Here is a 12,901-nt window from a genome sequence, read left to right on the forward strand (position 1 = left end):
AGAGTCGCGGTGGGGGAGGGGTGGAAGTACCGGCGATCCTCGCGTAGAGCTTGGCTCCGTGAAGACGCCCTCATTGGATCCCCCCGCCTCCAACGTCCTGTCGGTCGTCGCGCTGCGCAAGCACTACGGCGGCACCCCCGCCGTGGATGACCTGTCCTTCCACGTGGGCCGCCGGGAGATCGTCGGGCTGCTCGGCGGCAACGGCGCGGGAAAGACGACCACCATCAACATGGTGCTCGGCATCCTCGAGCCCAGCGCGGGAACCATCCTCATCGAGGGGGTGGACCTGGCGAAGGCCCGGGCCCAGGCGCTCGCGCACACCAACTTCGCCGCCATCTACGCGCCCCTGCCCGGCAACCTCACCGTCCAGCAGAACCTGCGCGTCTTCGGGATGCTCTACGGCGTGAAGAAGCTCTCCGCGCGCATCGAGGAGCTGCTCACGCGCTTCGACCTGCGGCGCTTCCGCGACACGAAGAGCGGCGTGCTCTCCTCGGGAGAGCAGACCCGGCTGACGCTGGCCAAGGCCATGCTCAACGAGCCCCGGTTGCTCCTCCTGGACGAGCCCACCGCCTCGTTGGATCCCGCGACGGCCCGGGACATCCGTACCCGCATCCGTGACTTCGCGACCCAGGGCCCTGGCGGCGTGCTGTGGACGTCCCACAACATGTACGAGGTCGAGGAGGTCTGTGACCGGGTGCTCATCGTCTCGCGAGGGAAGATCCTCCTCCAGGGCAACCCCCGGACGCTGCCGGCCGAGCACGGCAAGGCGACGCTCGAGGAGCTCTTCATCTCCGTGGTCCGCGGACCGGACGCGCTGGAGCACACGAGGGCGGTGTCATGAATTCCTCGCACATCGCCGCCATCCTGCTGCGCCAGTTCTACCTGCTCCGGGGAAGCCCCGCGCGCATCCTGCCGCTGTTCGTCTGGGTGGCCATCGACGTCACCCTCTGGGGATTCATCACCCGCTACCTCGACAGCGTCTCGGCCTCCGGCATCAACTTCGTGTCATCCCTGCTGGGCGCGGTGCTGCTCTGGAATTTCCTCACGCGCGTGATGCAGGGCGTGACGATGGCGTTCTTCGAGGATGTCTGGTCGCGCAACTTCCTCAACCTCTTCGCCACCCCCCTGCGGATTTCCGAATACCTCGCCGGGCTCGTGCTCTCGAGCATCGTGACGAGCAGTATCGGACTCGGGGTGATGGTGCTCGTCGCGTGGGCGGTGTTCGACCTGTCGCTAATCACCTATGGCCTGATGCTCGCGCCGTTCTTCCTGGTGCTCTTCCTGTTCGGGATCGCGCTGGGGGTGTTCGGCAGCGCCGTGGTGCTCCGGTTGGGGCCGGCCGCGGAATGGCTCATCTGGCCCATTCCGGCCGTGGTCGCCCCCTTCGCCTGCGTCTTCTATCCGCGCTCCGCGCTGCCCGAGTGGATGCAGTGGGCCTCGCGCCTGACCCCCCCGTCCTATGTCTTCGAGAGCATGAGGGAGATCGTCTCGCGGGGAGGGTTCTCGGGGCACTCGCTCGCCTGGGGCATGGGGCTGGCCCTGACGGCGCTGGTGCTCGCCTGCGGGTTCTTCACCCGCGTCTACCATGAGGCCGTCCGCACGGGCCGCATCGCCCGCTACAGCGCGGAAAGCGTGACCTGAGCAGGGGCTACTCCAGGTGCAGGTCCGAGAAGCGGGAGACCACCTTCATGGCCCCCGCTTCCCGCAGTGTTTCCGCATGACCGGGCCAGCTATGCCCGCCGCCGGTGAAGCCAATCACCCGCATGCCGGCTGAGACGGCCCCGTGGACACCATGCGCGGAGTCCTCAATGACGACGGTGTCCTTCGGGCTGACGCCGAACACCCGGGCCGCGTGCAGGAAGACGTCCGGCGCGGGCTTCGAGCGGCCCACCTCGGGAGCCGAGAAGATGTGGGGCTCGAAGCGCTTCCAGAGTCCCGCCGCCGTCATGCTGATCCTCAGCCGTTGGGTGCTCGAGTTCGAGCAGACGCAGCGCGGCCCGCTGAGCCGATCGAGCAGCGCGTGCACCCCCTCGATGGCCTTCACGCTCTCCAGCCGGCGATCGAGCTCCAAGAGCGCGCGCTCCAGATAATCCTCTGGCAGAGGGCGCCCGAGCTGCTGGGCCACCAGCTCCACGAGCTGCGCATCCGTCAGCCCGGTGAAGCGCGTGATGACTTCCTCCTGGGTGATGGCGAGGCCCAGCTCACCCAGCAGCTGGGAGTGCACCCCCGCCGCCAGGATTTCCGAGTCAATCAGCACGCCGTCACAATCGAAGATGATGAGCACGAAGGTCCTTTCGGCACAGCGGGAACACGCCTCGGAGCGCGGATGGGGACGCTACTTCATCCGCACCGTCACCGAGTTGCTGGCGGCGTTATACGTGAGGAATCCCTTCTGGAATTCGCTCTCACGGCCGCCGGTGACGGCGTACTCGTCCGACACCGGGTAGCCCAGCGCGCCCTTCTCCCAGTTCAGCTCCTTCCACTTCGCGCGGATGAGGCCGTGCACCTCGTGGGCCCCCGTGGCCTGCGTCCAGTAGATGCTGCCCTCGATGCCGCCCTTCTTGAAGTGGTTGAAGCGGCCCACCCCATCCGGCGTCGCCGTCTCGTCCGTCGTCGGGTAGCCCAGCACGCCCGTCTCCCAGCCCAGCGCCTCCCACTTCGCGCGGATGAGGCCGTGCACCTCCCAGGCCCCCAGCTCCGGCGTCCAGTAGATGCTGCCCAACGTGCCGTCCTTCTTGAAGTGGTTGAAGCGGCCCACCCCATCCGGCGTCGCCATCTCACCCGTCGTCGGGTAGCCCAGCACGCCCGTCTCCCAGCCCAGCGCCTCCCACTTCGCGCGGATGAGGCCGTGCACCTCCCAGGCCCCCGTCTCCGGCGTCCAGTAGATGCTGCCCTTCTGGAAGTGATTGAAGCGGCCCACCCCGTCCGGCGTCTTCAGCTCGTTCGTCGTGCACGGGCCGAGAATGCCCCCGGCACCGCCCAGCTGGTTGTAGCGCGTCAGGATCGCTCCCCCCACCGAGCACCCCCCACCACAGTGGGCGTTGGCCCGGTTGAGGTAGTCCGTCCAGGGCCAGTTGGCGCCGGGATCCGTGCGGTTGTAGGGCTGCAACTGGCCGTGACCCACCACGTGGTAGCGGTCGCGGGGAATCCCATTGTCCCGCGTGATGTCGCACAACAGCCGCGCCGAGGCGTCGATCTGTCCCACCGGCCAGGTCTTCGACGCCGCATACCCCCCGTGCTCGATGCCGATGGTGAAGTCGTTGGCGCTTCGGCCGTTGAGCCCGCACTCCATCCCACTGTTGTTGCTGCATTGATAGGTGGCGCCGATGTGCCAGCCCCGGCTTCCCTCGCGCACCAACTGGCTGATCTCCAGTCCGTCCTCGCGCACCACGTAGTGCGCGCTCACCTGCGACTGGGTGTTGGTCAGCCAGCTCCAGCACCCCGAGTAGCCGCTCTCACAGGTGTGGATGATCACCATGCGCGGAGACAGGGGCCGGGCGTTGTAGTTGGGCGAGGGCCGCCACACGGCGGGCGCGTAGTCGGGACCGGCGGCGAGCGCCTGGGTGCGCTGTCCCACCGGCTCCGCGGCCAGGCTCTGCCCGCTCGCGTCCCACTCCTTCGAGAGCGTCCCCAGCCCCAGGCGCAGCGTCCGGAAGACTTCATCCTGGACGAAGCTGCGGCGGCCCGCCTCGTCCTGGATGCCGGAGACCGCCTCCACCGCCGGCGCCCACTGGCTCGCCCGCGTCCGGTCCACCCGAAGTGACTCCGCGCGGTGCGACAGCAGCGCCGCCGCCGCCCGAACGTTGGAGCGCGCGTCGGTCCTGGCCTGCGCCACCGTGACGCGGGCCCGCTTCGCGCCCTCCTCGAGCAGCGCTCCCGGAAGCGCCATCATTCCGAAGACGGCCGGGCGCCCCTCGAACTCCTCGGCTCCCTCCACCATCTGGTAGCGCGTCTGGACGAACGCGATGGACTTGAGCAGCGCGGGCGGCACGTTGAACTCCCCACCCGCCTCCCGGAAGAGCGCATCGAACGACACATCCTCGCGGACAGAGGCCTCCGTCCCTGTCTCGGCCACCTGCTCGGTGGCGACAGCGGCGTCCTGCTGCTCGTTCGTGCCACACGCCTGCGCCAATGCCAGCGAGGCGGTGAGCACGACCATCCCGGACCTGTTCTTCATGGAATCCTCCTGTCCTCGTCACACGAGGAGTGTTCTTGGGGGATTACAGGCTATTCCATTTTTCCCGTGAGCGGGTCGTGGTCCACACCGCGTGTCGCCAGGGCATGGCATCCGGCCATAATGACCGGCCATGCCCCCGCGTCTCGTGCTCCTCGTTGGTCTGCTGGCTCTCACCGGTTGTCGAAACAACTCCGAGGGAGCGGTGAAGCTCACCGTCTCCTACTCCGGCTTCAAGCCCGGCTGCATCCGGGTGAGCGTGAAGGACGCGGAGGGCGCGGGTGAGGAGCGCACGACGGAGCTCGCGGGCAAGGGCGCGGTCACGGGAGGGAGCGTGACGGTGGCCGCCTTCCGCGAGGCCGGCTGGAGCAACCGCCTGACCGTGACGGCGGAGGCCTTCGAGAAGGTCTGCACGGCAGGAGACTCGCGGGTGGCCACCGACACCCGGACGGTGACGGTGGGCAAGGGCCAGGTCGCCAACGAGACACTGAAGCTGGAAGCCATCGACCAGGACGGGGATGGCTACGTGTCCTGGGACAACGCGGGCGGCCATGACTGCGACGACACGACGGCCAGCGTGAACCCCGACGCGAAGGAGCTCTGCAACAACAGGGACGACAACTGCGACCGGAAGCAGGACGAGGGCTTCGACGTCGGTGCGATGTGTGCCTCACCGGAGGGCTGCCAGGGCGCCTGGGCTTGCGACGACCAGGGCGCGATCAGCTGCATGGCCAACAGGCTGGGCCAGTGGCATCCCGATGTGGACAAGGATGGCCAGGGCGCACGAGGCCCGGGCATCACGAGTTGCGAGCAGCCCGAGGGCTACGTGGCCAACGACCTCGACTGCGACGACAACAACCCCCAGCGCCACACGAATGCCGCCGAGGTGTGCAACGCGGTGGACGACAATTGTGACGGCAGGAGCGACGAGGGGTTGGGTGTGGGGCTCGCCTGCTCGGGCCAGGGCGGATGCGCGGGCCTGGCCGCCTGCGCCTCGGATGGAAGCGTGAGGTGTGACAGCCCCACGCCCACCGTGCTGTACCCGGACAACGACCAGGACACTCGCGGCGCGGCCGACGCGGGCGTGATGAGCTGCGAGCCCACGCGCCCCGGCTACGTCGACAACGCGAACGACTGCGATGACACCCGGGCGAACGTGTACGTCAACGCGCCGGAGCTCTGCGACGGGCTGGACAACGACTGTGACGGGACACAGGACGAGGGCTTCAACCTGGGCGCGAGCTGCGATCCAGGCCTGGGCTGCACCGGAGAAAGAAGATGCGCGACGGACGGCGGCACCCAGTGCGCCTACGTCACGCAGCCATCGAACTACTACCCGGACGAAGACCTCGACCAGTACGGCAAGGAAGACGCGGGCGTGCTGACCTGCGCGCCCAGCCCCGGGTACATCGTCCAGGCGGGCGACTGCGATGATGGCAACCCCTTCACGCACGCGAACGCGAGCGAGCTGTGCGACCAGGAGGACAACAACTGCAACGGCACGGTGGACGATCCCGGCGCGTGCCCCGCGGGCGGAGGAAGCTGGGTGGACCAGTCGGCGGGCACGACCAACTGGCGCTCGGTGTCCGTGGGGAACAACGGGGGTGTGTGGATCGCTGGCAACAACGCCCTGCGCGTGCGCGAGCCGGGACAGACGACCTTCCTGATGCCCACCTGCACGGGCGACTGGTACGGCGTCTGGGCGGACCCGAGGACGGGAACCGCCTACCTCGGGGGGACCAACACCGCCACCGGTGGGCGCGGCCTGGGAAACGCGAGTTGTACGCCCGGAAACGCCGCCCAGGATACCGACGTCCGGGGCCTCACCGGCCTCGCCTTGCCGGGAGACGGACTGGAATTGCACGTCGTCGGGCAGTCTCGTAGCCAGTCCGACGAAGGACATGCGTACTGGTGGAGTCCCGGAGGCTCGGGCAGCGGTGGCCCCACCGCGATAGCCCCCCTCTGGGATGTGCATGGCTCTTCGCGCGACGTGCTCTTCGCAGTGGGTGGCTATGACACCAATGCCTCCACGGGAGTAGGCGCTCGCATCTACCGCTTCAAGCCAAGCCAGAACGACTGGGCGAGCGAACTCGTCCAGAACGTCTCCGGAGTCGTGGACGACAAACTCCGGGGTGTCTGGGTCGTGAACTCGAAGCTGGCCTACGCCGTCGGCGAGAGCAGTTCCGTGCTCATGTGGAACGGGACGGCCTGGAGCAAGCACTCGGCACCAGCGAACGAGGATCTGCTCTCGGTGGTCGCCTTCGGGAAGAACGCCCTCTACGTCACCACGGCGAGCGGGAAGGTCTACCGGTACAATGGAAGCAGTTGGGCCGCGCTCTCCGGTGTGAACACCGGACGCGACCTCTATGACATCGCGGGCACCCGCCCCGACGATCTCTGGGTGGTGGGCGAGAACGGGAAGATCTTCCACTGGCCACGCTGAGCGCGCCCCACGGGGCTCTGGGTGACGTGATTTCCCAACGGGCCATCACGTACGATGAAGAGCGGTCGTCATCGACACGGACCCGAACCGGGGGAAGAGGAATGCCCTACAAGCCACAAGCGAACCGTTCAGGAGAAGCCCCGTCGGTGTACCCCTGGATGGGCAAGGTGCTCAATTGGAGCGCGGCGCTGCGAGACAAGCCCTACAAGAATCCACGTGGCACATACCAGGGCATCCTCGCTGATCTTCCACGCGACACCCGCGTCACGGTTGTCGGCAAGGAACAAGGGTGGCTGCGCATCGACGTGACCCGCGATGGTCGTCTACTCAAGGGCTATGTATCGCAGGAACTGATCGGGTACGTCTCACCGAAGTTGGCAGTCGCACCGCGGAAACTGGCGCAGTACCAAGCAGCCCTCGCGGCGAATGACTGGCTGGATGCCGCGACATTGCTCAATGGCTTCAAGGACACAGATGTCCTCGTATTGCTCAAGAAGCTGAGTGCGCCTCAACTCGCCCAGATGAAGCAAGGGGCCATTCGTGGCCTACTGATTCCCCTGCGAGTGGCCCAGCCCATCGAACTCTTGAATCCATTCGCGAGCATTGTCGGAAGCAAACTCGCGCGGGCCCATCAACAACTCGAAGCACTTCGAGTGCAATTCCAGGCCACCGTCATCTCCCGCGAGCAGTGGGGCGCCCGTCCGCCAGACAAGAGCAAGGGATGGGACGAGTACCCCAAGAACGCGTCCCTGCCCCTCTATCGCATTGTGGTGCACCACACCGCCGAGCCGCAGCATCAGACAGCTCGGCAGTTACAGGACAAGGAGATGGATGACGCAGGCTACTCCGACATGCCCTACCACTTCGTGATCACGGGAAACGGGAAGATTCACGAGGGCCGTGAGATGGATGTCGTGGGGGCCCATGCCGGCCTCATCAAGGGGAACAAAGACATCAAGAAGGATCCGGACTATGGCTCCATTGGTATCGTGTTGACGGGAGATTTCGAGAGCAGGATCCAGAATGGCTGGAGCCCCGACACCCCCACGAACGCGCAGCTCACGAGCTTGCAACTCCTCGTCAACCATCTCGTCCAGCAGTACCAGCTCGACCCGGCCAACATCCTCAAGCACCGCGACGTCGAGCGGGGAGGCAAGGTGACCGTGTGTCCAGGCGGCAAGCTCGCGTCCCACGTCGACCTCATCCGGACGCGAACCCAGAAGACAGTGAAGGAACTCGCGGAGGCCGAAGCTCAACTCGCGGCGGCCGAGCAGGAAGCCGCGAAACTCAAGTAGATGGCGACACGTGGCCACTCACGGGGCCTGGAAGGCGCGCTCTCCCTCCGGGCGGTAGAGCTTGAAGGACCCGCCTCCACTCCCCCCAACGAGAGCGGCTTGCTCCCGCCGCTGCTCGTCCAGGAAGCGCAGCCGCGAGATGCTGGCTTCCTCATGCTGGTCGTGCTGGAGGTGAATGCGAGGCACCTCGCCGTCCGAGATGACAAGTCCCCGGGAATCCGGTTCCACGTACAGACCCAGCCCGAGCGTCCCCTGGGTCCCATGAAGAACCACTCCACTCCGCGTACTGGAAGCCCCCAATGAGACTCCCGCCTTTCCTGCTTCGTCCTGGAGCAGCAAGGAGGCCTGCCGCTGCTCGGGGGGAGCACCAGGAGGAGGTGCCACCGACAGGGTCGCCCAGGGTCGTCCATCCGGGTGGGAGAGCACCAATTGGGGCTCCCTCCCATCCGACATGAACCCCAGCTCAGCCCGTGTCCGTCCCGCCTCGTCCACCAGTGTGAGGTGGCGTACCCGGAGCGCACCGGGTGCCGTCGGCTCCAGCCCGCGCGGCCCCAGCCACCTGACCGCTTCTCCCACGAGGAGGAGGAGCGTCAGGAGGATCAGTCCCACCGTCAGCCCACGCACCTGTCGGCGCAGCCGCTGCTGTTCCCGTTCGAGGGACTCAATCTGGGTCCCGGTGTCATGCATGCTCATCGTCACCCCTCCCTCGTGATCATAGGCGCGATCGAGGACGCCTCGCGGACTTCGTTCCAGCGCGGAGTAGCGGAGGAGAACCGCTATAGAGGAGGGCCGGACCACCAGGAACATACGCCTGTCAGGGCTCGACGGATTGCGGCAACGGCTTTCCCTTCGTGGTGGGCAGGTAGCACTTGCCCTTGTACTCCGCGACCTCGTCATCGCAAGGCGGCTTCTGCGCGAGTTCCACCCAGCATCCCCCGTTGATCTCCACGGCCGCCTTCTTGGTCTTGCAGGGAGGCGTGCCCTGATTGCGAAAGGGTTTGTCGGGCAAGGGGTAGGACGGAGACACGGGGCCCGGGTCATCGACGTCCGCCAGGAAGGTCGCATCGGAGGGATATGCGAACCCGGACACGGCAGCCCGTAACGACTTGTCATGACGGCTCATCAGAAACCAGGCTCCCAGCCCCAGAACAAGGCCCGCGACGAAGCCGCCCGCCCCCACTCGCCAGTCGCGGCGGGCTCGCGAGGGCCGTGCCGCTGGCCCACTTCCCCCCGATAACAGGTGGGCGTGGGCCTCGGCCGTATCCTCCACACGCGTGTACACGGCGGAGGCCAGCACGAGCACGTTCGCCAGGTCCGTCGAGGACAGCGTCACGGGAGCTTGACCCACGAAGAAGGTGACCGAGGACGTTGAGGGCTCCCAGACGAGCAGCACCTCGCAGCGCCCCAAGGGTCGCCAGTCCACGCGCTCGCTGAGAAAGAAGCGCAAGGCGGGCCTGCCCGTCTCCGCGTGCCACGCTTCATGAAGGCATCCGAGGTCGGGCCCCACTTCCTCGAACCTCCGGCCAAGTTCGAACGGCCCTAATCCAACACCCTTTCCGCTCTTCACATCCGCCACGTGCGCGCCCTCCAGGATCGCGGTACAGACAAACGGACTTGACCACTCAAGTCAAGTCCCTTCACAAGTCCTTTGAGGTCAGGTGTGATGAGAGACAGGTGCCCGCGACCTATTTCGACAGCGCGATGTGGCCCGCCTGTCTAGAGAGACGGATCTACGCCTAAGCCTCAATCAGGGGCTCGCCCTCGCCAGGAAGGGCCATGGGCCGTCTGTTGCAGCCCCTCGTCTCGCCGCCTGCCTCCCAGGCGGTTAGCCGGATGAATCCCGGATGGATGTCCGGTGGCGGACGGTTCCACTCCCGTCCGAATGGCTCGGACAGGAGGATTCATGCACCGACTGCATTCCCTGGCGCTCGGCGCCGTGACCGCGCTTGCTCTCGTGGCGGGCAGTGCCCAGGCCGCGAGCCTGTCGCGTGAGCCCTACCTCCAGCGGGTGGGGACGGACAGCGCCACCGTGGCCTTCCGGCTCAGCGCCTCGTGCGCGCCCACCGTCTACTACGGCACCCATGGGAGCACCGACCAGCGCGTCACCGCGCCCAACCCGGCGACCAAACATGCGGTCGAACTCTCGGGCCTGGAGCCCGGCACCGCGTACACCTATGTGGTGGATGCGTGCGGCGCGCGCACCAACCCGGTGACGTTCTCCACCGCGTCCAAGCCCGGCGTGCGCCGTGTGCACTTCACCACCGTGGGCGACTTCGGCTCCAACAGCGATGACCAGAAGCAGGTGGCGCGCGCCATGCTCGGCCGCGCGCCGGAGCTCTTCCTGGCGCTCGGGGACAACGCCTACGAGTCGGGCACCGAGGCCGAGTTCCAGCGCAACCTCTTCGAGCCCATGGCGCCCCTGCTCGCGCAGGTGCCCTTCTTCGCCGTGCCCGGCAACCACGAGTACGAGACGAACCAGGGCCAGCCCTACTTCGACAACCTCTACCTGCCCACCAGTTCCACCGGCGGCGAGTCCTACTACTCGTTCGACTGGGGCTTCGTGCACTTCGTGGCGATCGACTCCAGTTGCGCGCTGGGCCTGGCGCCCTCGAGCCGCTGCACGCCGGCCGCGCAGCGGCAGTGGGTGGAGGAGGACCTGGCCGCGAGCACCGCGCCCTGGAAGATCGCCTTCATGCACTACCCACCCTGGAGCAGCGGCGAGCACGGCTCACAGCCGAACATCCGCAAGCAGTTCGCCCCCCTCTTCGAGGAGTATGGGGTGGACCTGGTGCTCACCGGGCATGACCATGACTACGAGCGCAGCCAGCCCATGAAGGGGGACGCGGTGGCGGCCTCGGGCACCCGGGCCCCGGTCTACCTGGTGGTGGGCAGCGGCGGCGCGGGCCTGCGTGACATGAGCACGAGCAGCAAGCCCTCCTGGTCCGTGCTTCGCAACAACGGGGATCACGGCTACCTCGACGTCAAGGCCGAGGACGGCACCCTCACCGCCCAGATGCTCACCCCCTCGGGCAAGGTGATGGACAGCTTCACGCTGACCAAGGAACTCCCCCCGGAGCCCGAGCCCCCGCCGGCGACCGCGGACGAGACGACCCCCACCCCGGGTCAGCCGGACCCGGCTCCGACTCCAGCCCCGTCTCCCAGTCCCTCGGGCGGAACCAACCCCCTGCCCACGGGCGCGGAGACCGCCGAGGATCTCGGTCCCACGGCCGCGGGCTGCTCGGCTGGACCCGCGATGGCGCTGCTGCCCGGGGCCATCCTCGTGTTCGCCGGGGCCCTGCGCCGCCGCCGCCGCTAGCGGCTCCCCCGGACAGCGGAATACTTCCGACGGCCGGGAAGCGGCCCGGGAGTGCCTTCCGTCCTTGTCATCGAGCGTCCGGGATGCGATGCGCCTTGATGATGACAGACGCGGGCCCACCTTCCTGCCGGGCCGCCGGAGCCTTTCATGAAGAAGAACCCCCGCCCTCCCGACCGGGCATCCCAGCCTCGCAGTGAAGCCCCTCGCGGTGAGTCCTCTCGCCAGGAATTTCCCAACAGCAAGGCGCCTCACCGGAAGCCCGCGCACCGGGAGACGAATCGCCGGGAGCCCGCTCGCCGGTCCACCTCCGAGGCACCGCGTGGAGAGCGCCCCGTGCGCGAGGACCTGGTCCTCCAGGCGTGCCTCGAGGCCTATGGCTTCATCCGCCACGAGGGACGCCTCGCGGACCGGGCCCTCGACTTCACCCTGCGGCACAAGAAGAACCTCTACTCCAACGAGCGCCGGGCGGTGGCCGAGCGGGTGTATGCCCTGCTCCGTCGCCAGCGCACCGTGGACTTCCTCCTGGAGCATGCCCACCGGGGCTTCACCAAGCTGGATCGGACGCACCAGGACGTGCTGCGGCTGGCCGCCTCGCGCGTGCTGCACGGTGAGAGCGTGGCCGACGTGGAGCGCTCCTCGCAGCTCGCGGTGATGGGCACCGAGGGCCTGTCCGGGCTCGCGCACGCCGCGAGGACGCTGGAGGGCCTGGCCCCGGACAAGCGCTTCCCCATCGCCGCGTCGCTGCCGGACTTCCTCGCGGCGCGCTTCCGGGAGGCGTTCGGCGCGGATGCCGAGAAGGCCGCCGAGGCGATGAACGAGCGTGCCCCCCTCACCGCCCGCGTCAACGGCCTGAAGGGAGACCGGGAGGCCCTGCGGGCCCTGCTGGCGAAGGAAGGCGTGAGCACCACGCCCACGCCCCTGTCGCCGCTTGGACTCGTCCTCGACACGCGCATCAACGCCTTCTCGCTCGAGTCCTTCCGCGACGGCGCCTTCGAGCTGCAGGACGAGGGCAGCCAGCTGCTCGGCATGCTCGTGGACGCGCCGCCCACCAAGGTGGTGGACGCGTGCGCGGGCGCGGGTGGCAAGACGCTGCAGCTCGCCGTGCAGATGAAGAACCGGGGAGACCTGTACGCGCTCGACGTCGAGGAGGGGCGCATGGAGGATCTGCGCAAGCGCACGCGCCGGGCCGGCGTGCACAACGTGCGCACCCAGCTCATCCCCGCGGACGGCCCCGAGGTGGACACGGCCCTGGCGGCCCTCCAGGGCAAGGCGGACCGGGTGCTGGTGGACGCGCCCTGCAGTGGCACGGGCACCCTCCGGCGCAAGCCGGACGCGCGCTATCGCCTCACGCCGGAGATGCTCGCCGAGCACGTGGTGCGGCAGAAGAAGCTGCTCGAGCGCTTCTCCCACCTGGTGAAGCCCGGAGGCCGGCTCATCTACGGCACGTGCAGCGTGCTGCGCGAGGAGAACGAGGCGGTGGTGGAGGACTTCCTCTCGCGGCATCCGGAGTACACGGTGCGTCCGGTGGCGGACGAACTGGGCGCGGAACTGGGCGCCAAGGTGAGCGCGGGGCCCTTCCTGCGGCTCGCCCCGCACCTGCACGGCACGGATGGATTCTTCGGGGCCATCCTCGTGCGCGCGAAGTAACCTCTCCCTCCGAGAGGCTTCCTGGA

At 67.8% G+C, this 12,901-nt stretch carries 10 protein-coding genes; 6 read left to right on the forward strand and 4 right to left on the reverse strand.

Going from position 1 to position 12,901, the window contains the following annotated elements; all coding sequences use genetic code 11:
- Window positions 1-58 precede the first annotated feature (58 nt).
- A complete protein-coding gene (locus MEBOL_RS03630; protein ID WP_245919428.1) occupies window positions 59-841 on the forward strand; it encodes an ABC transporter ATP-binding protein in 783 nt (260 codons plus the stop codon).
- A complete protein-coding gene (locus MEBOL_RS03635) occupies window positions 838-1,641 on the forward strand; it encodes an ABC transporter permease (RefSeq protein WP_095976094.1) in 804 nt (267 codons plus the stop codon). The genes MEBOL_RS03630 and MEBOL_RS03635 overlap by 4 nt, the downstream gene beginning before the upstream one ends.
- A gap of 7 nt (window positions 1,642-1,648) precedes the next feature.
- Here the strand turns inward: MEBOL_RS03635 and MEBOL_RS03640 are convergent, their stop codons facing one another.
- On the reverse strand, window positions 1,649-2,284 hold the full coding sequence (locus tag MEBOL_RS03640) for an HAD family hydrolase (RefSeq protein WP_095976095.1): 636 nt from the start codon (window positions 2,282-2,284) through the stop codon (window positions 1,649-1,651).
- Between the two features lie 51 nt (window positions 2,285-2,335).
- The gene (locus MEBOL_RS42245) at window positions 2,336-4,177 is read right to left on the reverse strand and encodes an N-acetylmuramoyl-L-alanine amidase (protein WP_218920874.1); all 1,842 of its coding nucleotides are present in this window, start codon (window positions 4,175-4,177) and stop codon (window positions 2,336-2,338) included.
- A gap of 130 nt (window positions 4,178-4,307) precedes the next feature.
- On the opposite strand from MEBOL_RS42245, the gene MEBOL_RS03650 reads away from it, so the two are divergent.
- Together MEBOL_RS03650 and MEBOL_RS03655 are read left to right on the forward strand one after the other, a co-directional pair.
- Window positions 4,308-6,617 carry a MopE-related protein gene (locus MEBOL_RS03650; RefSeq protein ID WP_095976096.1) on the forward strand — a complete coding sequence of 770 codons (2,310 nt, stop codon included), beginning with the start codon at window positions 4,308-4,310 and terminating at the stop codon, window positions 6,615-6,617.
- Window positions 6,618-6,775: 158 nt separating this feature from the next.
- Entirely contained in the window at window positions 6,776-7,912 is a 1,137-nt protein-coding gene (locus tag MEBOL_RS03655) for a peptidoglycan recognition protein family protein (protein WP_157774737.1), read from the forward strand.
- Between the two features lie 18 nt (window positions 7,913-7,930).
- On the opposite strand, the gene MEBOL_RS03660 is transcribed toward MEBOL_RS03655, so the two are convergent.
- The gene (locus MEBOL_RS03660; RefSeq protein ID WP_157774738.1) at window positions 7,931-8,605 is read right to left on the reverse strand and encodes a hypothetical protein; all 675 of its coding nucleotides are present in this window, start codon (window positions 8,603-8,605) and stop codon (window positions 7,931-7,933) included.
- Window positions 8,606-8,726: 121 nt separating this feature from the next.
- Window positions 8,727-9,359 (reverse strand): hypothetical protein, encoded by a 633-nt coding sequence (locus MEBOL_RS03665; RefSeq protein ID WP_245919430.1) that lies wholly within the window; start codon window positions 9,357-9,359, stop codon window positions 8,727-8,729.
- Between the two features lie 456 nt (window positions 9,360-9,815).
- On the opposite strand from MEBOL_RS03665, the gene MEBOL_RS03670 reads away from it, so the two are divergent.
- Together MEBOL_RS03670 and MEBOL_RS03675 are read left to right on the forward strand one after the other, a co-directional pair.
- Entirely contained in the window at window positions 9,816-11,228 is a 1,413-nt protein-coding gene (locus tag MEBOL_RS03670) for a purple acid phosphatase family protein (protein WP_095976100.1), read from the forward strand.
- 147 nt (window positions 11,229-11,375) lie between these two features.
- Entirely contained in the window at window positions 11,376-12,875 is a 1,500-nt protein-coding gene (locus tag MEBOL_RS03675; RefSeq protein ID WP_095976101.1) for an RsmB/NOP family class I SAM-dependent RNA methyltransferase, read from the forward strand.
- Window positions 12,876-12,901: the final 26 nt, after the last annotated feature.

Origin of the sequence: Melittangium boletus DSM 14713 (assembly GCF_002305855.1) — a bacterium.
Classification (GTDB): Bacteria; Myxococcota; Myxococcia; order Myxococcales; family Myxococcaceae; genus Cystobacter; species Cystobacter boletus.